The sequence below is a fragment of the Mycobacteroides sp. H001 genome (genome assembly GCF_001440005.1).
Lineage (GTDB): Bacteria > Actinomycetota > Actinomycetes > Mycobacteriales > Mycobacteriaceae > Mycobacterium > Mycobacterium gwanakae.
The window spans coordinates 489,878-510,598 of record NZ_LJYH01000024.1; the positions used below are offsets into that span (position 1 = coordinate 489,878).

At 62.9% G+C, this 20,721-nt stretch carries 23 protein-coding genes; 10 read left to right on the top strand and 13 right to left on the bottom strand.

The features are described from left to right. Positions 1-18: 18 nt before the first annotated feature. From AOT83_RS08680 to AOT83_RS08710, 7 genes are all read right to left on the bottom strand, one after another. The gene (locus AOT83_RS08680) at positions 19-732 is read right to left on the bottom strand and encodes a queuosine precursor transporter (protein ID WP_030097252.1); all 714 of its coding nucleotides are present in this window, start codon (positions 730-732) and stop codon (positions 19-21) included. Positions 733-742: 10 nt separating this feature from the next. Next, entirely contained in the window at positions 743-1,135 is a 393-nt protein-coding gene (locus AOT83_RS08685; RefSeq protein WP_030097251.1) for a hypothetical protein, read from the bottom strand. Beyond that, complete coding sequence (locus tag AOT83_RS08690; protein WP_078284864.1) at positions 1,135-2,115, bottom strand: ABC transporter substrate-binding protein; 981 nt, start codon at positions 2,113-2,115, stop codon at positions 1,135-1,137. The genes AOT83_RS08685 and AOT83_RS08690 overlap by 1 nt, the downstream gene beginning before the upstream one ends. Positions 2,116-2,175: 60 nt before the next feature. Beyond that, entirely contained in the window at positions 2,176-2,718 is a 543-nt protein-coding gene (locus AOT83_RS08695; protein WP_198530392.1) for a TetR family transcriptional regulator, read from the bottom strand. Positions 2,719-2,759: 41 nt separating this feature from the next. After that, positions 2,760-3,827, bottom strand: a complete 1,068-nt coding sequence (locus AOT83_RS08700; protein WP_057965453.1) for an NAD(P)-dependent alcohol dehydrogenase — start codon at positions 3,825-3,827, stop codon at positions 2,760-2,762. After that, the gene (locus tag AOT83_RS08705) at positions 3,824-4,291 is read right to left on the bottom strand and encodes a DUF4334 domain-containing protein (RefSeq protein ID WP_030097247.1); all 468 of its coding nucleotides are present in this window, start codon (positions 4,289-4,291) and stop codon (positions 3,824-3,826) included. The genes AOT83_RS08700 and AOT83_RS08705 overlap by 4 nt, the downstream gene beginning before the upstream one ends. 67 nt (positions 4,292-4,358) lie before the next feature. Continuing rightward, the gene (locus AOT83_RS08710; RefSeq protein ID WP_030097246.1) at positions 4,359-4,952 is read right to left on the bottom strand and encodes a LysE/ArgO family amino acid transporter; all 594 of its coding nucleotides are present in this window, start codon (positions 4,950-4,952) and stop codon (positions 4,359-4,361) included. A 71-nt stretch (positions 4,953-5,023) separates the two neighbouring features. Between AOT83_RS08710 and AOT83_RS08715 the strand changes: the two genes are divergently transcribed. Continuing rightward, positions 5,024-5,899: a LysR family transcriptional regulator ArgP gene (locus AOT83_RS08715; RefSeq protein ID WP_030097245.1), complete on the top strand. Its 876-nt coding sequence runs from the start codon at positions 5,024-5,026 to the stop codon at positions 5,897-5,899. Here the strand turns inward: AOT83_RS08715 and AOT83_RS08720 are convergent. After that, on the bottom strand, positions 5,896-6,675 hold the full coding sequence (locus AOT83_RS08720) for an IclR family transcriptional regulator (RefSeq protein WP_030097244.1): 780 nt from the start codon (positions 6,673-6,675) through the stop codon (positions 5,896-5,898). The genes AOT83_RS08715 and AOT83_RS08720 overlap by 4 nt on opposite strands. Before the next feature lie 141 nt (positions 6,676-6,816). On the opposite strand from AOT83_RS08720, the gene AOT83_RS08725 reads away from it, so the two are divergent. The 4 genes from AOT83_RS08725 to AOT83_RS08740 all read left to right on the top strand — a co-directional run bounded on the left by AOT83_RS08725 (position 6,817) and on the right by AOT83_RS08740 (position 11,737). Next, the gene (locus AOT83_RS08725) at positions 6,817-7,308 is read left to right on the top strand and encodes a MaoC family dehydratase (protein WP_030097243.1); all 492 of its coding nucleotides are present in this window, start codon (positions 6,817-6,819) and stop codon (positions 7,306-7,308) included. Further along, complete coding sequence (locus AOT83_RS08730; protein ID WP_057965452.1) at positions 7,305-8,132, top strand: CoA ester lyase; 828 nt, start codon at positions 7,305-7,307, stop codon at positions 8,130-8,132. The genes AOT83_RS08725 and AOT83_RS08730 overlap by 4 nt, the downstream gene beginning before the upstream one ends. Positions 8,133-8,223: 91 nt before the next feature. Next, positions 8,224-9,861, top strand: coding sequence for an AMP-binding protein (locus AOT83_RS08735; protein WP_057965451.1), 1,638 nt, complete (start codon positions 8,224-8,226; stop codon positions 9,859-9,861). Then, positions 9,854-11,737, top strand: a complete 1,884-nt coding sequence (locus tag AOT83_RS08740) for an acetoacetate--CoA ligase (RefSeq protein WP_057965450.1) — start codon at positions 9,854-9,856, stop codon at positions 11,735-11,737. The genes AOT83_RS08735 and AOT83_RS08740 overlap by 8 nt, the downstream gene beginning before the upstream one ends. Before the next feature lie 17 nt (positions 11,738-11,754). Here AOT83_RS08740 and AOT83_RS08745 read toward each other — a convergent pair whose 3' ends face one another. Continuing rightward, complete coding sequence (locus AOT83_RS08745; RefSeq protein ID WP_057965609.1) at positions 11,755-12,810, bottom strand: ferredoxin--NADP reductase; 1,056 nt, start codon at positions 12,808-12,810, stop codon at positions 11,755-11,757. Between the two features lie 59 nt (positions 12,811-12,869). Here AOT83_RS08745 and AOT83_RS08750 point away from each other — a divergent pair, with 59 nt between their 5' ends. The 4 genes from AOT83_RS08750 to AOT83_RS08765 are packed head-to-tail and all read left to right on the top strand — an operon-like array spanning position 12,870 to position 16,976. After that, positions 12,870-13,754, top strand: a complete 885-nt coding sequence (locus AOT83_RS08750; protein ID WP_052399558.1) for an SDR family NAD(P)-dependent oxidoreductase — start codon at positions 12,870-12,872, stop codon at positions 13,752-13,754. A 35-nt stretch (positions 13,755-13,789) separates the two neighbouring features. After that, the gene (locus AOT83_RS08755; protein WP_046255047.1) at positions 13,790-14,710 is read left to right on the top strand and encodes a reductase; all 921 of its coding nucleotides are present in this window, start codon (positions 13,790-13,792) and stop codon (positions 14,708-14,710) included. A gap of 11 nt (positions 14,711-14,721) precedes the next feature. Further along, the gene (locus AOT83_RS08760) at positions 14,722-16,221 is read left to right on the top strand and encodes an NAD(P)/FAD-dependent oxidoreductase (protein ID WP_030097236.1); all 1,500 of its coding nucleotides are present in this window, start codon (positions 14,722-14,724) and stop codon (positions 16,219-16,221) included. Next, positions 16,218-16,976 (top strand): MerR family transcriptional regulator, encoded by a 759-nt coding sequence (locus AOT83_RS08765; protein WP_030097235.1) that lies wholly within the window; start codon positions 16,218-16,220, stop codon positions 16,974-16,976. The genes AOT83_RS08760 and AOT83_RS08765 overlap by 4 nt, the downstream gene beginning before the upstream one ends. Before the next feature lie 18 nt (positions 16,977-16,994). Here AOT83_RS08765 and AOT83_RS08770 read toward each other — a convergent pair whose 3' ends face one another. Genes AOT83_RS08770 through AOT83_RS08780 form a run of 3 tightly spaced genes read right to left on the bottom strand, consistent with a single transcriptional unit; the run spans position 16,995 to position 18,602 of the window. Next, positions 16,995-17,255 carry a cytochrome C oxidase subunit IV family protein gene (locus AOT83_RS08770; protein ID WP_030097234.1) on the bottom strand — a complete coding sequence of 87 codons (261 nt, stop codon included), beginning with the start codon at positions 17,253-17,255 and terminating at the stop codon, positions 16,995-16,997. A 4-nt stretch (positions 17,256-17,259) separates the two neighbouring features. Continuing rightward, complete coding sequence (locus AOT83_RS08775; RefSeq protein WP_030097233.1) at positions 17,260-17,853, bottom strand: cytochrome c oxidase subunit 3; 594 nt, start codon at positions 17,851-17,853, stop codon at positions 17,260-17,262. Beyond that, on the bottom strand, positions 17,850-18,602 hold the full coding sequence (locus AOT83_RS08780) for a hypothetical protein (protein ID WP_057965449.1): 753 nt from the start codon (positions 18,600-18,602) through the stop codon (positions 17,850-17,852). The genes AOT83_RS08775 and AOT83_RS08780 overlap by 4 nt, the downstream gene beginning before the upstream one ends. 500 nt (positions 18,603-19,102) lie before the next feature. On the opposite strand from AOT83_RS08780, the gene AOT83_RS08785 reads away from it, so the two are divergent. Then, a complete protein-coding gene (locus AOT83_RS08785) occupies positions 19,103-19,498 on the top strand; it encodes a hypothetical protein (protein ID WP_057965448.1) in 396 nt (131 codons plus the stop codon). Here the strand turns inward: AOT83_RS08785 and ligD are convergent. Continuing rightward, positions 19,495-20,703 carry a non-homologous end-joining DNA ligase gene (ligD, locus tag AOT83_RS08790; protein WP_057965608.1) on the bottom strand — a complete coding sequence of 403 codons (1,209 nt, stop codon included), beginning with the start codon at positions 20,701-20,703 and terminating at the stop codon, positions 19,495-19,497. The genes AOT83_RS08785 and ligD overlap by 4 nt on opposite strands. Positions 20,704-20,721 lie beyond the last annotated feature (18 nt).

A 20,721-nucleotide genomic window follows, 5' to 3' on the forward strand; every position in this document is an offset into this window, starting at 1 on the left:
CCACGCCTAGGGGCGCATTTATCCGGCCTGTGTATAAGTCGGCTCGTGCTTCTTGATGTAGGCGATCACCCGATAGGTAATCGGCAGCATCACGATCTCCACCACCGACTTGAAGATCCAGCCCAGGGCCGTGTACGTCGCCAACTGGCCGAAGGTGTGAATGCCCAGCGCGGTGGCCGCGATGGAACAGAACACCAGTGAATCGGCGAACTCGCCGATAACCGTCGAACCCACCAATCGCGCCCACAGGTGGCGTTCCTTGGAACGCTTCTTCATCCGCACCACCACGAGCGCGTTAAGTGTTTGTCCAACAAGATATCCCGCCAGTCCTGCCACCATCAGCGTGGTGATGCTGGTGACGATGGTGGAAAAGGCCTCCTGGTTGGGATAGAAGTCGGCGGGCGGCAGGATCTTGGCCGTCCACAACACCAGGCATGCCAGGAGCTCCATCGCGAACCCGAGCAGGATCACCCGGTTAGTGGCGCGATACCCGTAGACCTCACTGAGCACATCGCCGATCACATAGCTCAGCGGGAACAGCACAAACGCCCCGTCGGTGATCAGCGACCAATCGCCGACCACAGGGCCAAAGCCAATTGCCTTGGTGGCAGCCACGTTCGAGATGAGTACGACTCCGACAAAGACAGCCGACAGCAGCGGATAGTAGCTGCGGCCTACCTGGGCGAAGACCACATGATCCTGGGGGCTTGTCTCGACCTCGCTTGTCGCCATTCCGCGAAGTCTAGGGTGCGTGCTTGCAATGGGGCGCGGGTGGATTTGTCGCGCAGGGCGGAGGGCGGTTGGGCATGGTGGCGGCCGAGTAGATCAACAATGCCGCTGACGCGAGATACACGACGAAGCCGATGGTGAAGGCGCGAAGCCATTGCCTGCGGGGAAGCGCCAACGGCAGCGTGCCTGAGGCCAGCAGTCCGCAGGGCAGGGCGAGCACCATTCCGATGATCAGCCCGTAGCCGTGCGGGTCGGCGAACGGATTCGACGACAGCCGGGTCGACAACACCATGTATGCACCCAGTGCGAAGACACCAAGAGCTATCGCGCCGACGATGCCGCCGACTACGCGAATCACAACGTCAGCCCAATACGGCTGGGCCGGTCGGGCGGGTGGGTAGTTCATCACCCCAGTACTCGGGCCAGCTGGGGGACCAGGTTGTCCGCCACGTAGGTCAGACTCAGCGGCGAGCTGAAGTTGATGGCGCCGGCCAACTCCTTGCTGGTGAAAATGCTGCGGTTCAGCAGCGAGGAGCCCAGTTTGGTGATCACCGGGTCGGCCTGCAGCGCGGTGCTCTGTTCGTCGGATTCGGTGCCCCACACCAACACATCGGCCTGCCCGAGCACACTGGCAAGCTGATCGGCCGGAAGATGGGCGAGCTGGTCGGCCTTGCCGTAGCTCTCCAATTCGGCGGGAACAGCCAATCCGAGGGAGCTGAGGAATCCGGTGCGCGGTCCGGATCGATACGCGATGGCCTGTCCGTCGAGGAGTTCACCCTGCAGGTAGATGACCTTCTTATCCTTGAAGCTGGGGTGCGCAGACGTGGCCGAAGCGAATCTGCTGTCGACGGCCTGCACCACCGCGTCCATCTCCGACGGCTTGAATACGGACTGCCCGATGGCCTTGGCCTGGTCCTTCCACGGCTCGAAGAACGCGTACTTGCCCGACTGCGCGATGGTCGGTGCGATACCGGACAACTTGTTGTAGTTGTCCTGATCCAGCCCGGCGTTGGTGGCCAGGATGAGGTCGGGTTTCAGGGATGCGATCTTGTCGACCATCAGTCCGTCGGTAAGGGTGAGCACCTCGGGTGTCGCCGCGCCCAGGCGATCGGTAGCCCATGGCCAGGTGGCGAAGGGGAATCCGCCGTACCACTCGGTGACCGCGATAGGGACGATGCCCAGCGCCAGCAGGTAGTCATGCTCGGTGTACCCGGCGCTGACGATGCGCTGCGGCGGAGTCTTGACTTCGGTGGTGCCGAACGCGTGCTTGATGACGGCGACACCGTTGCGCTCGGAAGTGGGAGGAGAGTCCTTGGTGCAGGCAGCCAGCGCGGTGCCCGCGGCGAGCGTGGCACCGGCAGCGAGAAACCCGCGGCGGGTCAATATCGCGGACGGCACATATCGAGAGTAGCTGGCACATGCACTCAGGGGGTGCGGCGATGTTCGTTAACGGGCTACCAGCCGGCGTGCCGCCTCGGCGGCTGCGGTGCGGCGGTCCGCGAGCACGTCGTCGCCGAGCGGTTCGCCGACAATCCGGTCGATACCGAATCCGCTAGCCGCCATCGAGTAGGCGATATCGATCAGCATCATGAGCAGACATGTGGGGTCCCACGCCGGGTCGATGAGCCCGCACTGCTGGCCCCGGCGCACCTCGTCGAGTTTCGCCTGGAAGATGCGGCGCAATACGTGGTTGTCGAACATTCCGTCGGGGGCTTCCAGCTCGATCCAGCGCTGTAACCGCGCGCCCTGGGGGTCGGCGACGATGTTGTCGAAGAGGCCCGCGACGTAGCCCGGGACATCGTCGGCGCGCAGCGGCACCTTGTATGGCGCATCATTGATCCATTGCGCCACAACGGCTTCAAACAGCTGCTCCTTGCTCTCAAAGTAGCTGTACAGCCGTTCCTTACTTGCGTTCGCATTGGTGGCAATTCGGTTGAGCCGCGCACCAGCGAAGCCGTACTGGGTGAACTCGGCCTTGGCGGCCGCCATGATCCGGTCGTGGGTGGCCTGCCCAGCCGCTCGCATGGCGCTCACCAGAGCAGCACCGGTTTGATCGCGATTCCCGATCGCGCGTCCGCGACGGCTTGATCGATATCACGCGCCGGGTAGGTGCGTATCAGCGATTCGATCGGGAAGCGGCCCTGCGCGTGCATCCTCAGCAGTTCCGGAATGAACTCCAGAGGATTCGCGTCGCCCTCGATGCATCCGCGGATCACCTTGCCGCCGAACATCAGATCGGTGAGATCGATTGTTCCGCGTGAGGCACCCAGCCCGACCAGAACCAGTACACCGCGCTGCCGCAGCAGCCCGAGCGCCGTGGCGATGACATCGGGGTTGGCCGTGGTGTCCAGAGCATGGGTGGCCCCGCGTGCGGCGGTAGTCACGTCCTGGGCCGTGGGGTCGACGGTATGGGTCGCACCCAATTCGGTGGCTTTGTCTCGCCGCGAGGCGACAGGGTCCACAGCGATGATCGTCTGCACGCCGACCGCCTTGGCGGCCATCACCGCGGCGAGGCCGACACCGCCAGCGCCGAACACCACGAGGCGCGAATCTGTTTCAGGTGTAAGTACGTTGAGCACCGCACCAGCACCGGTCTGCAGACCGCAGCCAAGGGGTGCGGCGATGGTGAGGTCCGTGGAGGGGTCCACCACGACGGTGTTGTCGGCGGTGGCGAGTGCGTACTGGGCGAAGCTCGACTGTCCGAAGAACGAGCCGAACAGTGCGTTCCCGTTCTGGGACAGTGCCGTCGTGCCGTCGAGCCGTGTACCCGAGAGGTTGAGCCGGGCGGCGCGGGAACAGTAGGCCCGCTCACCCGCATCGCACTGTCGGCACTGGCCGCAGCTGCGGTAGCTCAAGACCACACGGTCTCCTGGCCGGATACCGCTCACGTCAGGGCCTACGGCCTGGACAACCCCCGCACCCTCATGGCCGAGCACCGCCGGGATCGGTACCTGTGATGTGAAGGTCAGGTCGGTGTGGCACAGGCCGGTGGCGTGAATCTTGACGAGCACCTCATCGGAGCGCGGATCCTCGAGTTCCACCTCTTCGAGGGTGAATGAAGGCTCTGCGGATCGGCTCAGTGCTGCAGTGACTTTCACTGATCGCGTTCGAGAATGAAGTAGAGGTAGTTGCCGCTGGCGCGCTGACGTTTGCCGTTCATGATGCCCATCAGCGTGTTCTCGTCGACCCACTTGAAGTGATCAAAAGTGGGCTGTCCGTCGTACACCATGGTGCCGGTGACCTCGCCGCGGAACTCGATATCCCACAGGGTCGCACCACCCAGACTCAAATCGTTGTTGGAGAACAACTTTCCTTCGTCGTCGTAACAGACGATCGGCTCGACGTCGTTGATGGATCTGAAGATCTTGCCGTACCAGCGGGCGGCGGCCAGCTGGCCGTTCATCTTGTGTCCGGTGTGGAACTCGTCGCCCTTCCAACTGCCGAGCATGTCTTCGGGTCGGGCGGTATCGAGCGCGGCCCAGATCTCGTCGAGGTCGGCGGGACTGACGTCCCGGTGCCCTCGAAGTTCGGCGAAGCGGGTGCGGGCCTTGTCGACATCCATTGTCTCTCCCAAGTCAGTTGGTTCGGGAAGGACGCTAACACCGAACCAAATGGTTCGGCAAGGGTGATCAGACGACCAATGTGAGGCCCAGCGTGATCATGACGACGGCGATGACGGCGTCGAGTACACGCCAGGTTCCCGGACGCTGGAACAGTCCGGCAAGGTGCCGGGCGCCGAAGCCGAGCCCCACGAACCAGACGACACTTGCGATCAGGGCGCCCGCGCCGAACAGCCAGCGTGCGTCCTTGTGTGCGTTGGCGAGTGAGCCGAGCAGCACCACGGTGTCGAGATAGACGTGCGGATTCAGGAAGGTTATGGCCAGTGCGGTCATCAGCACCGCGCCGAGGCGTGCCGGATTGGATTCGGCGGGAACCAGAGTGCCGGGCCGTAATGCGCGGCGGGCGGCCAGCAATCCGTAGCAGATGAGAAACGCGGCACCGCCCACCTTGGCCACAGTGAGCAGGCTCGGCGTGGCCGCGATCAGTCCACCGAGGCCGCCGATACCCGCGGCGATGAGCAGAAAGTCGCCGGTGATGCACACGGCGACCACCGGCAGCACGTACTCACTGCGAATCCCTTGTCTGAGTACGAAGGCGTTCTGGGCGCCGATGGCGGCAATGAGGGACATTCCGGTCAGGAAGCCGAGGAAGAGGACGGTCACGACATCGACGCTAGGGCGGTAAAAAGCTGTAGTACAGCTAATGATTCTTACTCTGCATTAGAATCGCTAATGTGAGTCTGGACTCGCAGCAGCTGGTTGCCTTCGCCGCCGTCATCGAGGAGGGCAGCTTCGATGCCGCCGCCCGGCGGCTCGTCATCACCCCTTCGGCGGTGAGTCAACGTGTCAAGGCGTTGGAGCAGTCGGTGGGTCAGGTGCTGGTTCGCCGCGAGAAGCCCTGTGTGGCAACCGATGCGGGTGTCTCGTTGATGCGGCTGGCGGCCCAGGTTGGCACACTGGAGCGTGAGGCATTGCGTGAGATGGGTGTCGATGGATCTCCGATCCGGGTCGCGATCGCGGTGAATGCCGACTCATTCGAAACATGGATGGGGTCGGTGTTGGCGCAGATTCCCGACGGCGTGCTTATCGACATCCGCGTTGAGGATCAGGATCATTCCGCGGAGTTGTTGCGCGCAGGCGTTGTGATGGCAGCGGTGACAACGGAGCCTAAGCCTATCGCCGGATGCCGCTCCGAACCGCTTGGCTCGATGCGGTACTTCGGGATGGCGTCACCGGGTTATGTAGCGCGCTACCTCCCGGGCGGTCTGCTTGACTCGGGGATCGAGGCCGTCCGGCGCGCGCCGATGATGCGGTGGGACAGGCGTGATGCACTCCAAGATCAGTTCTTACGCAAGCTCTTTCGTCGGGATGTCGCGGTCCCGGAACACTACGTGCCTACGACGAGTGGAAACACCGAGGCGCTGCGGGTCGGATTGGGCTGGGGAATGATGCTTGAGCAGTTGGATCGCAGCGGCCTTGTCGACCTAGCGCCGGGTCGGTATCTCGATGTGCCGTTGTATTGGCAACATTGGAAATTCGAGTCCTCGACACTGCAGGCGATCACCTCCGCGGTGCGCAAGGAGGCTTCCGTTCTGCGGCGCGAAAGCTAGCGGCGCACGGCGCGGCTGAGCCGATGCGCGTGCCGCAGCAAGAGCTGTCCGAGGACCGGTTGGCGTTCGGCGTTGAACCGTGCCTCGATGCCGGTCAAGGTGAGCGCACCGATGGGGTTGTGGTTGGTATCGAACACGGCGGCGGCCATGCCCCAGGATCCCTCGACCAGCTGGCCCGGGTTGAGGGACCAGCCGGCCTGCCGGGTGGCGCCGATCCGATCCCAGACGGCGTCGGTGCGAAAACCGTTGCCCCACTCGGACTCCAGGTCGGCCCTGGTCAAGTAGGCATGGATCGCGTCGTCTGGAAGGTAAGCCAGGACGGCCATTCCGGATGAGACGATTCCGAGCGGAAAACGGGCGCCCTCGTACAGCACGTGCGACCGGATTGGGAAATCGCCGTCCTCGCTGAGCAATACGACGGTGTGATCTCCGCGGCGCAGTGAGAAGAACGCACTCTCGCCGGTTTCCCGTGCCAGCGCCGCCACGTCGGCGGCCGCCTTCTCCGTGATGTTGTAACGGGGAGCTGAGGTAGCGCCGAGCACGTAGATCTCCGGACCTAGGAACCACTGGCCGGAGCGGGCATCGCGCTCCACGAACCCTTCGGTGGCGAGCGATTCCAGCAGCCGGTGCGCGGTGGCCCGCGGGATGCCGGTGCGGCGAGCGAGTTCTGTGGTGCTGACGCCCGTTCCGGTGTCTGCTGACACGGCACGCAGCAGGGACGCGGTGCGGCGTACCACGCTGGGTGCCTCGGTCACCCGCTCACGATACGTGTCCATTGAATGGACGTTCAAGCCCGAGTGTGTTCATCCGGTGAGAGCTTTCTGCACCATCCTTGCCGTGCAGCTGGGTTTTCATCCAAGGTGTCGGTGCGCCGGTGCGCCAGCAAGTGGACGCTCTGGTTGGGCTTGGAGGTGGTTGTGAGCGACAAACAGATTGTCGAGCAGCGCGGTCTGTGGTTCGAGGAATTCGAGCCCGATGTGCTGTACGTGCACCGGCCGGGGCGGACGATCACGGAGGCCGACAACGTTTTGTTCACCACGTTGACCATGAACACCCAGGCATTGCATCTCGACGCGGCGTTCTCGGAGGCGCTACCGCCGTTCAATCAGCGGCTGGTGAATTCGATGTTCACTCTGTCGACGTTGGTCGGGTTGTCGGTCGCACAACTGACCCAGGGCACCATCGTCGGGAATCTGGGATTCTCCGATATCGCCTTCCCGAAACCGCTGTTCCACGGTGACACGCTGTATGCGGAGTCAGAGGTGATCGGTAAGCGCGAATCCAGGAGCCGCCCGGGTGAGGGCATCGTCACCTTCGCGCATACCGGCAGGAATCAGCACGGCGACGTGGTGGCAACGGCCTCGCGAAAGACCATGGTGCGTAAACGGCCCGGAGGGCAGCAGCAGTGACACTTCTTGATGCCGGTCCGGGCTGGCTGTTCTGTCCGGCCGATCGCCCCGAACGCTTCGAAAAAGCCGCTGCAGCAGCAGATGTGGTGATTATCGATCTTGAGGACGGGGTTGCGGCTGCCGATCGCCCTGCTGCCCGCGGCGCCCTGATCAATACCCCACTGGATCCCGATCGCACCGTGGTCCGCCTCAACCCGGCCAACACCGCTGAACACCGGCTGGATGTCGAGGCACTCGCGCGGACCGAGTACAGGACCGTAATGCTGGCCAAGAGCGAACACGCGGATCACGTCGCGGCACTGGCACCGTGGTGCGTGGTGGTCCTCGTCGAGACTCCGTTGGGAGCTCTTAACGTCGCGGAATTGGTGCGGCCCGGGAACGTTGTCGCGGCGATGTGGGGTGCCGAGGATCTCTTTGCCGCGACGTGGGGCACCAACAACCGCTGGCCAGACGGCAGCTACCGCGATGTAGCGCGGCACGTGCGTTCGCAAACCCTCTTGGCGGCAAAGGCATTTGGCCGGATAGCCGTGGATTCGGTGTACCTCGATATCGCGGGGCTCGATGGTCTGCGTGCGGAAGCGGATGACGCGGTGGCCGTCGGATTCGATGCCAAGGTGGCGATCCATCCCACGCAGGTAAACGTCATTCGCGCGGCCTACCGGCCGGCCGCCGAACGGGTGCGCTGGGCGCACGGTGTGCTTGAGCTGGCGGGCCGGGAACGCGGTGTCTTCCAGTTCGAGGGCGCCATGGTTGATGCGCCCGTGCTTCGGCGCGCGGAGCGAATCATCCAGCTGAACATGGTGACTGGCGGGAGGCCCGGGTGAGAAGCATCCGACGGCAACGCACCGAAACACCAGATGCGGGCTGGGATGAGTCGTTAGAGTCGTGGTCGGTCTATGTGGTGAAAGCGAGACGATGAAGTCCTATGAGGCCGGGCCGCCGACGTCCCCGATCATCGAGGAGACTATTGGGGAGAACTTCGAGCGCATCGCCGGCACCTATCCCGATGTCGATGCGCTGGTCGACGTCGCGGGTGGACGCACATGGACATACCGAGAGCTCGACGCCGACATCAATCGCGTTGCGCGCGGCCTTATGTCACTCGGAATCGACGCAGGGGACCGGGTGGGCATCTGGGCGCCGAACTGTCCGGAGTGGGTCCTGGTGCAGTACGCGACGGCAAAGATCGGCGCAATACTGGTCAACATCAATCCGGCCTACCGCACCCATGAGCTGGCCTATGCCCTCAATCAGTCGGGTGTTCGCACGCTGGTCTGTGCCACGGCGTTCAAGTCCTCCGACTACGTCACGATGGTGGAACAGGTGCGCCCGGAGGTGCCCTCGCTGGTGGACGTGTTGTTCATCGGTACCTCCGACTGGGCGGATCTGATTGCCGTCGCAGGGCAGGTCTCCGAGGAGGCACTGCGCACCCGGATGTCACAGCTGTCCAACACCGATCCCATCAACATCCAGTACACCTCGGGGACAACGGGTTATCCGAAGGGTGCGACGCTGTCGCACCGCAACGTGGTCAACAACGGATACTTCGTGACCGAGTCGATTCACCTGGAGGCCGGCGATCGGCTGTGCGTCCCGGTGCCCTTCTATCACTGCTTCGGAATGGTCATGGGCAATCTCGGATGCACGACGCACGGCGCCACCATCGTGGTCCCGTCGCCGGGATTCGATGCGGCACGCACGCTCGAGGCGATCGAACGTGAGCGCTGTGTGGGGGTGTACGGGGTGCCCACCATGTTCATCGCCATGCTGGCAGACCCCGATTTCGCGCAGCGCGACCTGTCCAGCCTGCGGACGGGAATCATGGCGGGTTCGGTGTGCCCCGTGGAGGTGATGAAGCGGTGCATAGACGATCTGCACATGGCAGAGGTGGCGATCGCGTACGGAATGACCGAGACGTCACCTGTCTCGTGCCAGACGCTCGTCGACGACGACCTCGATCGCCGCACCGCGACAGTCGGGCGTGCGCACCCGCACGTTGAGATCAAGGTGGTCGACCCCGGGACCGGAGAAACGTTGGAACGAGGGCACTCTGGTGAGCTGTGCACGCGCGGCTATTCGGTGATGCTCGGTTACTGGAACAACGAGGAGTACACCCGTGAGGTGATTGACTCCGACGGATGGATGCATAGCGGGGACCTGGCCGTGATGCGAGAGGATGGCTACTGCACCATCATTGGGCGAATCAAGGACATGGTGATTCGTGGCGGCGAAAACATCTATCCGCGCGAGATCGAGGAGTTTCTGCTCACCCATCCCGACATCGAGGATGTTCAGGTTGTCGGGGTGCCGGACGAGAAGTACGGCGAAGAATTGTGCGCGTGGGTTCGGATGAGGACAGAGCGTGCGAGTTTGGACGTCGCCGCCGTGCGTGCCTTCGCCACGGGGCGCCTTGCCCACTACAAGATTCCGCGCTACGTGCAGGTGGTCGAGAGCTTTCCGATGACCGTCACCGGGAAGGTGCGCAAGATCGAAATACGGGCGCAGGCGATCGAACTTCTGGGGTTGCGCGAGCAGGGCCGGTCGCATGGGTAGTAACGCGTACGAGCGGTTCGTCGAGCACGTATCGCAACGGTATGGGTTGTCACTGAAGGACTATGCCGCTATGTGGCGCTGGTCCGTTGATTCCGTACCGCAGTTCTGGCGCGCATTGTGGGAGTTCTTCGATGTTCCGGGACGCGGGCTGCGTGACGGCGATGACGGCGTGCTGTCCGGTTCGGTGATGCCGGGCGCGCAATGGTTTCCGGGCACCGAGCTCAACTACGTGAGCCCGATGCTGCGCCATACACATCTCGACGGGGACGCCATCGTGGGTGTGGATGAAGCGGGCGGGCGCATCGCGATCAGCTGGGGTGAACTGCCCGGCAGGATCGGTGCGGTGGCCGCTGAGCTGCGTCGGCTGGGGGTCGGCCGCGGTGATTGTGTGGCCGCGTATCTGCCGGATGTGCCCGATGCGATGGTTGCCTTCCTGGCCACCGCGGCGGTGGGCGCGGTGTGGGCGGGATGCGGTCAGGACTACGCCCCGGAGGGGGCGGCGGCACGGCTGGGTCAGCTCAATCCCAAGGTTCTCATCTCCGGCCCCGGATACCAGTACAACGGTCGGTGGGTGGATAAGGCAGCCGACACTGCCGAACTGCATCGCCTGTTGCCCGGTACTCCGGTGCTGATGGTCGAATTGCCCACGGGCAGTGAAGACCCCGCAGTCGAGATGGTGCCATTCGATCATCCGATCTGGATCTTGTTCAGCTCGGGCACCACCGGCAAGCCCAAGGGGATTGTGCACGGCCACGGAGGCATGCTGTTGGAACATCTCAAAGGGGCGGGGCTGCACTGCGATCTAGGCCCGGGCGACGTGTTCTTCTGGCAGACGGCGTTGTCGTGGATGATGTGGAACTTCCGGTTGAGTGGGCTGCTGGTCGGCGCCACCGTCGTCTGCTACAGCGGGCATCCGCTGTATCCCAACGCGGATCGGCTGTGGGAGCTGCTGGGTTCCGAAGCGGTGAGTTACTTCGGCACCAGCCCCGGACACCTGCAGGCAACCAAGAAGGCGAAACTGGAGCCGTCGGCCATCCATGACCTGAGTGCACTGAAGACATTGGGAAGCAGCGGATCTCCGCTTTCGCCGGACCTGTTCGATTGGGTGGGTTCGCATGTCGGGGTCACGGTGTCGTCCCTGTCGGGAGGTACGGACGTGTGTACCGCCTTCGCCGGCGGTACACCGGGAGTGCCCGCGCATCCCGGCGAGTTGCCCGCCCGCTACCTGGGGGTGGACCTGCACAGTTGGTCACCCGATCGCCGGTCCCTCGTCGGTGAGGTAGGCGAAATGGTGATCCTGCAACCCCTGCCCTGCATGCCGATCCGATTCTGGGATGACCCCGATGGATCACGTTATCGGGCTGCCTATTTCGAGCATGAATGGGCTGATGGCCCACACCCCGGGGTCTGGCGCCATGGTGACTGGGTCACCGTCACCGAGCACGGATCGCTGGTCATCCATGGACGCAGTGACGCCACCCTGAACCGCAACGGAATCCGGATGGGCTCGGCGGACATCTACGAGGTCGTGGAGTCCATGGACGAGATCGCGGAGGCATTCGTCCTCGGTGTCGACGGGCCCGGTGGCGCGTATTGGATGCCGCTGTTCGTCACGATGGCGCCGGGGCACGCCTTCGATGCCGACCTGGGTGCCCGGATCGCGCGGGAGATCCGGGCCCGGTTGTCGCCGCGGCATGTCCCCGACGAGGTGATCGAGGCGCCGGGAATCCCGCACACCCGAACCGGCAAGAAGCTCGAGGTCCCCATCTGTGGTGTGCTCGCCGGACGCGTTGACGTGTCATTGGATCCGCGTTCGATCGACAATCCCCATCTGGTCGACTGGTACCGGGAGCAGGGGAGCGGTCACCGCTGGTAGCGGCACCAAAGCTCCTTCTAGCGGTCGAAGGCGATGGTCAGGGTGTCCGACTGCGGCAGTGACTGGCACGCCAGCCGCACGCCGTGGCGGATCTCGTGGTCGTCGAGGATGTCGTTGACCTGCATTGTCACTTCACCCTCGCGAAGGGTGTAGGAGCAACCACCGCAGTTCCCCTCGCGGCAGACGTAGGGCGCATCGATGCCGAGGCCGAGGAGCACATCCAGAAGGACCTGTGTTTTCGGCCAGCTGATCTGGTGGGTGTCGCCCTCGATCTCGACGGTGGCGCTCACCGCATCGGGATCGGTCGGTGCGGTCGCGACAACTGGTGCCGCGGCGAAGGCGTCGGTGCTCAGCGACACAAAGACCTCACGATGGATGTTCTCTCGGGCCAGTCCGGTATCGCCGAGCGCGGCCGCCGCTACATCCATGAAAGGGGCTGGGCCACAGAGATATGCGGCAGTGCCAGGGACTGGGGTGGGCAGCAGCGCGCGCAGGCCGTCCGGGGTCGGCAGTCCGTCCTCCGCCTCGATCCAGTGCACGATCGCCAGGCGACTCCCATATTTCGACTGCAGTGCCGCCAGCTCGGCGTCGAAGATCACCGATTCGCGGTCTCGGTTGGCGTAGACAAGGACCGCATTCTGTACGGAGTGGGAGAGCACCGTCCGGATCATGGACATGATCGGCGTGATGCCGCTGCCCGCGGCCACGAACACCGGAACTGCCATGGTGTCACGCATGGTGAATGCCCCTGCAGGGCGAAGTGATTCGAGCGTCATTCCGGCGCGAGCGTTATCGCACAGCCAGTTCGAGGCATGGCCGCCGGATGTACGTTTGACGGTGACCTTCAGATGTTCGTCGAGGCCGGGTGCGCTCGAGAGCGAGTAGCACCGAGATACGGAGTCCGTGCCGGCCGGTACGCGCAGCGTGAGGAACTGTCCGGATTTGTAGGCGAAGTCTGCCCGGGCGTCGTGCGGCGCGGCGAACACGATGGAGACCGCGTCGGGAGTTTCGGCGATGACTTCGAGCACCTCCAGTGCGTATGCGCTGGGGGCGGTGGACGCGTGCGTCGTCATGCGAGTTCCTTCCGGAGTGGTGTACACCTCATTGTCATCATGCACTGTGCCATTGACAAATGGCACAGTTGCTGTTGTTCTATTTCCTCATGGGGCTCCTTGACGTCTTCAGACGCCCGCCGATCTCTGTGAACTCAAAAGCAGTGGTCACCGGCGCGGGCAGTGGTATCGGGCGTGCTTTCGCTCTTGAACTGGCCCGCCGGGGCGGTCACGTGATCTGCGCGGACATCAACGCCGAACGGGTCGCGGAGACCGTGGCTGAGATAGACCGGCTGTCTGCGGGCTGCGCACACGCGGTGACCTGCGATGTCTCATCGCGAGATGAGGTGGAGAAGCTGGTCTTCGAGGCGCAGGAGGTATTCGCGGGGCCGCCCACGCTGGTGATCAACAATGCGGGCGTCGGAATCGGCGGTAAGCCGGTCGGCGAGATCGGCATGGACGACTGGAAGTGGGCGCTGGGTATCAACCTGTGGGGCGTCATCTACGGCTGCGAACTGTTCACGCCATTGCTCCGTGCGGCCGGCCGCGGCGGAATCATCAACGTCGCCTCCGCCGCGGGGTTCGCGGCAGGTCCCTCGATGGCCTCGTACAACGTGTCCAAGGCCGGGGTCATGTCTCTGTCGGAAACCCTCGCTGCCGAGCTGAGCGGCACCGATATCAACGTGACCGTGCTGTGCCCCACCGTCGTCAAAACGAACATCTTCAAGGACGCTCGCCTCACCGGGGTGGAGATCGGCACCTCGGGCTTGGTCGACCGGCTCATCGAGCTCACCGGTTTTTCCCCGGAGAGGGTGGCCGTGAGCACCCTTGACGCACATGACCAGGGCCGCCTGTATGTGGTCCCGCAGTTCGACGCGAAGGTCATCTGGCACTTCAAACGGCACTTCCCCGTGCTACACGCGCGCGTTGCGGGCTTGCTTGGCCGCCTTCTTCCCACTCACTGAACTTCATATCACCTGACTGAAAGGAAAAACATTCCATGTCAATGGATCTCGACAACATGCTGCAGATGATCAAAGACAAGCAATGGTCCCTGGCCGACATCGACTGGGAGGCGCCCGGCGCCGAGCTGATCGAGCCCGAGCTACATGCCAAGCTCAAGCCGTTCATCGCGGATCTGATGTGGATCGAGAACGTCGGCGCACGCGGATTCGCGGCGCTAGCCAAGAAGGCGCCGAACCCCACTCTCAAGAGCATTTACGAGCACTTCCATGCCGAAGAGCAGAAGCACGCCAACGCCGAGCTCGCGCTGATGCGCCGGTGGGGCATGCTTGAGAACGACGAAATCCCTTCCCCGAGTATCAATGTGCAGTTGGTGATCAACTGGCTCGACAAGTACTCCGATGGGATGTCGCTGTCGTTCCTGGGGACGGTCATCCCCATGCTTGAGGTCGCTCTGGATGGTGCACTGATCAAGTTCATCACCGACGAGGTCAAGGATCCGATCGCGCAGGAGGCCTTCAAGCGGATCAACTCCGACGAATCACGTCATCTTGCAGTGGATTTCGAGGTCATGGACATCCTCGGCCATGCCAAGATGCGCAAGATGCTCATCGAGTTTGTCGGCGGCTGGCTCAAGCCCAGCCTGCTGATCGGCGTGCTGAGCTATGTGCCACTGCTCAACAAGATGCGCGACAACATCGTGGCGATGGGTGTCGACGAGGAGCGTCTCTACGGGGCGATGAAACGGTACAAGAGCGTGGGCGAACGTAACGAGAATGTCCGGCGGCTGCCGAACTACCGCATCATCTCCTGGCATGCGATGAAGGTGATCAATCGCAAGTCCAAGTACCACATCACCGCTGACTTGCTCGTGAAATTGACGGGCAGAATTCCCATGCGGTTGGTGGAGAACAAGCCCACCTGGTCGCAGGAACTCACCTACGAACCCGTCGCCTGAAAGCAGCCAGCATGAACATCTCCGTAGCCATCATCGGTGCCGGCTTTGCCGGCATCGGTGCAGCGATCCGCCTGAAAGACAAGGGAATCACCGACTTCGCGATCTTCGAGCGCGGAGACACGGTGGGTGGCACCTGGCGTGACAACACCTACCCCGGGGCGGCGTGCGACATTCCCTCGAGGCTGTACTCCTACAGTTTCGCGCCAAATGCCGAGTGGTCGCACACGTACTCCGGTAGCGGCGAAATCCTGGGCTATATCGACCAGATGGTCGAATCGGCAGACCTTCGGTCATACATCCGCTTCGGGCATAACGTCGTCGGCCTCACGTATGACGAGGCTAACGGGGAGTGGACCGTCGAGTTCGAGGGCCAGGAACCGGTGCGGGCCCGCACCGTCATCATGGCGTCCGGCCCACTCGCGAATGTGAGCTTTCCGGCCATTCCGGGCCTTGAGAGCTACGAGGGCCACAAGATCCACAGCGCGCGATGGGATCACGATTACGACTTCACCGGCAAGCGAGTGGCAGTGGTCGGCACGGGAGCCAGCGCCGTCCAGATCATCCCGGAACTGGTGAAGTCCGCCGAGCTGGTCAAGGTTTTCCAGCGGACGCCCGGCTGGGTTTTGCCCCGCGTCAACCGCGCCACCGGCAGTCGGCTCAAACAGCTGTACCGCAACTGGCCGCTTAGCCAGCGGCTGGCGCGTGCGGCCTGGTTCTGGGGACATGAGTCGGTGGCCATGGGTGTTGTGTGGGATACACCCTTCACTCGCGTGGTCGAGGCGGTCAGCTCCGCGCATCGCCGCGTCCAGGTGAAGGACCCGTGGCTGCGCCGGCAGCTGACACCGGATTTCTCGGCCGGTTGCAAGCGTCTGCTGATGACCAGTGACTACTACCCCGCCTTGCAGGCGGAGAACTGCAAGCTGGTCACCTGGCCCATCGCCCGGCTGGCCCCGAAGGGTATTCGCACGGTAGAAGGTATTGAGCACCAGTTCGACTGCATCGTCTTCGCAACCGGTTTCGACGTGTGCAAGGCCGGGACGCCCTTCCCGGTCACCGGGATCGACGGACGGGACCTGGCCACCGAGTGGTCAGGAGGGGCATATGCCTTCCGCAGCGTGGCGGTGTCGGGCTATCCCAATCTGTTCCTTACCTTCGGGCCCAATTCGGGACCGGGGCACAGCTCGGCGCTGGTGTACATGGAGGCGCAGATCAACTACATCACCGACGCGATCGCGGCAGTGGTCAACAACGGCTGGAAATCGGTGGAGCCCCGCCCCGAGATCCAGGAGAGCTACAACCAGGACATCCAGCGGCGCCTGCAATCCACCACGTGGAACTCGGGCTGCCAGAGCTGGTACCTGACGGATGACGGCTTCAACGCGACGATGTTCCCCGGATTCGCCACGCAGTACGTCAACCAACTCAAGAGGTTCGACCTACAGGACTATAAAATCACTGTCTCGAACACCAGTGACGAACTGATACTGACAGGGCCAGCTTCGAAACCATGACCGAGTACCGGATCGACGACCTCGCGCGGGCATCGGGGACGACGACCCGGAACATCCGTGGTTATCAAGAACGAGGGCTCCTGCCCCGGCCGCTGCGCCGGGGCAGGACAGCCATCTACAACGATTGGCATCTGCGCCAGTTGAGGGCGATCAATCGCCTGCTCAGCGAGGGTTTCACTCTCAAACACATCACGAAGTTCCTCAGTGGGCTGCAGCGCGGTGCCCAGCTCGCCGATGTTCTCGACCTGTCTGATCTGGAGGGCCTGCTCGAGAAGCGGTTCTCCAACGCTGCCCAGGGAAATTTCTCGTTGAGGGAGCTCGAAGAGACGCTCGGCCCGATCGATTCGGCGGCCCTTGCGCGTCTGACCGAAGCCGGGCTGATCCAGCCTGTTGACGGCTCGGATTCTTATCTCGTTACCGATCTCGACACCATTGACAACTTCGCGGCTTTGATCTCCCTCGGAATGAGAGTGACCGACCTAGCCGACATCCACGTGAGGACCAACGAGAAGCTCGACGATGCCGCACGGGTACTCATCGGTGCCGCGCGCGATGAGGTGGCACGTCAACGTGGGCCCGGCTGGGTCCCCTCCACCGACGACGAACTGGCTTGGGCAACAGAACTTATCGGGACGATGCGCCGTGCGGCGACGCATACCTCGCACGCCGCCATGAACCGCGCGCTCGATGACGCGCTGCGCGCCGAGATGGATCTGTACCGGGAGCAGGCGCAGCTGCCCGCCGATCCTTCGTGAGTTGCCGAAAGCGCTCGGCTACACATAGAAGAACCCGAGCAGGATCGCCAGGACCGATGCGACGTATCCACCGAAGAGGAACTGGAGCACCCCTGGCGCTTCGCGCAGCTCCATGAAGTAGTTCCCTACCAGCCAGATCTTGACGAAAGTGATGGCGACGATTATCGATGAGATGTTGTGGCCATATCCCTTCTCGGCGTCAAGCAGTAGCGAGATACATGTTGCCGCAACGAGAACCAGGAAAACCAGTGTCGCTTTGCGACTGTATGTGAGATTCATGTGCCTATGCCAGATAGAGAAGTGAGAAGAGCCCGATCCACAAGAGGTCGATGAGATGCCAGAAACAGGAGCCTCCCTCGAGGAGCCGGATGTCCGAACTGGCCGCGGCACCGCGTGATGCATACGCCATCGCCCCGAGAATGACCGTGGCAACAATGGTGTGAACCAGATGGATTCCCGTGAAGACGAAGTAGACCATGAAGAAGTGACTGGTCATCGGGCTCAAGCCTTGGCTTGTAACCTCATGGTATTCAATCAATTTCACGCTGATGAAGCAGATGCCACTGCCTGCCGCCGCTAGGTAATAGCGGGCCGCGTGTGTTGATCCGTTTCGCGCCTTCTCCAGGCCGATTACCACGAACAGTGAGCCGCTCAGCAGCAGAACGGTATTGAGTGCCCCGAGGCCAAGGTTCAACTGTGATTGCCCGGAGGCGAATGCCTCTGCTTCGGATGATCGATAGTGTGCGATGACGGCAAAGAATGCCGCGAAGACGATCATGTCGCCGAATAGAAACACCCAGAGTCCGGGCTCTCCGGGGACGTGCGGTGCCCGGTGATCGATCGGTGTCTGCTTGTGAGTTGCTAGATCTCCTGTCATGAGACCTTTGGCCTGATCTGCTCAAGAACGGTGGAAACCCCTGTCTGGGCCCGGTAGTCGGATAGCAGGATCTGTGTGAGCGCGGCGAACATCCCCGCCTGGAAGATCGCGGTGGCAGCCGCCGGGATGTACAGGCCGACAAGGCCGTCGTACGCAAATGGCCCGTCCTTGAAGAAAATGATCAGCACTGATCCGGCGAACAGAAGTCCACACCAGAGGAGGAGATAGGCCGACCAGCGTGGCAAGGGCTCGTTGCCGGGTTCGGCGCGCAGGATCGCTATCGCCATGAGCGTGAACAGGACGGTGAACACGGCCCAGGTGAAGAGGAAAATGAACCACCCCAGGTCGTTGAGTGCCTGGGTGATCTGCGGTTCGATTTGTTCGGGGCGGAAAGCGGCCACCGACCACGCGATGAACGGAAGAATCAGCAGAAAGAGCGCGATCGGCATGAGTACCAGCGATGTGTAGGTAAACACCGGGGTGCCTCTTTCCGCTCGGTGCAGCCGGGCGAGCACTACCCCTAGTGGCAGTGCAAAGAAGGGCAGGAAGAACAGGGCCACGATGCACCCGAGCCGTATGTGATTCTTGTTCTCCACATAGAACGCCGCCAGCTGTTCAGCGCTCCAGGCCGGGCTTGGTGCGGGTAATGCAAAGCGCGCCAAAAGAATCCATCCGACGACGAACGCCAGTGTGAAACCGCCGATTCCGATGGCGGTGAATACGGCCTGTGTGCGGACGTTTGATGACATGTGGGCAGACTCCTCAATACGTGAGCAGAAGATTCCAGGGCGGTGGAGGACAGCGATTGCCCGGAGAGCGAGAATTTCCAGGTGCGGTATCGCTGTGCTCAGGCTCTGGAGCGACGAGAAGCGATCACGGATATCCGCACCGCTCCGAGGTTGAACTCAAGGTCGGATGACACCAAGCGTGTTGTGTAGAGCCAACTCTGGAACCGATGGCGAGGCCGATGGAGAGCGGATGCACGGCTCAATGCGCACCTCCTTGTGCGTCTGTCGGTGCATGCGGGTCGCTGCGCCGAACGCATTTACGGTAGATGGGAAATCGTAAATTGAACAGTCGGTAATATCGGGTATCACATGGGTGCCCATGTGTGACCACCATCACAGCGGAGAGGGATGGCGCAACGATGGGAGCTGTCACATAGTAAACCGATTGGTATATTTCGAATCAATTTCCATAATCGTTGTAGGGCAACGTCTATGGACTGAACTCAACGAGGAGAACTTCCATGCCTGCACAAGTGACCAAGCGCCCGAGCCTTTTGAAGCTGTTCATCTTGGGGCGCAGTACCGTTGCTTCCGGAAGCCTCTTTGCTCCGTACCTGTTTGCGCGGCTTTTCCGCATGCAGATCGCGGGTACACCCGCCGTGTTCGCACTGCGGATGTTCGGAATCCGCAACGCGGTGCTGGCGCTCGGCCTGGCGCGCCTTGACGCATTCACCGTGCCCAGGATATTCCTTGGCCTCAATGTGGTGGTTGACGCTGTCGATGCGGTGGCGATTGCCGCGGCCGGGCGTCGGGGTGAAATCAGCAAGCTGACTTCGACTCTCGGCACTACGGTGGCGCTATCGGCCGTGGTGTTGGGTGCAGCCTCGTTGGCTGCTCAACCGGCGCAGCAGGGCTAGCCCCACGGCGAGTAGTCGGCGATCAGTTCCTCCTGCGCGGGCCGCTCGGCCTCGGGGACGTGCACCAGGTTGACTCGCACCCGATACCAAATCGAGCTGGGGCCGCGCATGCCGTCAATCAGAATGTCTTGCGGTTCAAGTAATTTAGCTACTGCTGGATATTTGTCCCGCCACATGCCGAACGCGGCCTCAGCCTCCGGCTTGGTCTTGGTTCGCGCAATCTCGACCAACGGCATGATCGACTGACGCCGACCGTCCCGGGAAGCGCCTTTCGGGGCTTTTTCGGCAGGGCCCAGCTCGGCGGCCAGCACCAGGAGCTGATCCAACGCCCCGGTGCCGGCTTGCCTTTCGGCGTCCATGTCCCGCCATGGATCGCCGATCTCGGCGAATCGTTCGCGCACGGTGTGCAGCGTGAAATCCGAAGGGCGGCAACGCGCGACCTCGTCCCAGCGCAGCGGCGTCGACACCCGGGCATCGGGGGTCGCACGCACGGAGTACGCCGAGGCCACCGTGCGGTCCTTGGCGTTCTGGTTGAAGTCGACGAACACCCCATGGCGTTCCTCCTTCCACCACCGGCTGGTCGCCAGCTCCGGGGCGCGGCGCTCCACCTCGCGGGCCACCGTCTCGGCGGCCAGACGCAGCTCCCGGAACGTCCATCGGGGCGCGATGGGCGCGTAGATGTGAAAGCCCCGCGAGCCAGACGTCTTCGGCCATGCCGTCAGCCCGTGGTCGTCAAGAACCGCGCGCACCACGAACGCGACATCGAGGATCTGGCTCCACGGCACCCCCGGGACGGGGTCCAGGTCAATACGCAGCTCGTCAGGATGATCCAGATCGTCTGCACGCACTGGGTGTGGATTGAGGTCGACACATCCCAGGTTGACCACCCACGCCAACGACGCCGCATCGGTGACGACGGCCTCTCGGGCGGAGGTTCCGCGCGCGTAGTGCAGCTCCGCGGAGGCAATCCAGTCCGGCCGCTTCTCGGGCACCCGTTTCTGGAACACCGCCTCCTGTGAGATGCCCTTGACGAACCGCTTCAGAATCATCGGCCGGTCACGCACGCCGCGCAGCGCCCCTTCGGCGACATCCAGGTAGTAGTGCACCAGGTCCGCCTTGGTGACGCCCGCTGTGTCCTCACCCGGGGGAAAGACCACCTTGTCGGGGTGCGTGATGGTGACCTCGCGCCCCGCGACCTGCAGCACGACGTCTGCCATGGCGTC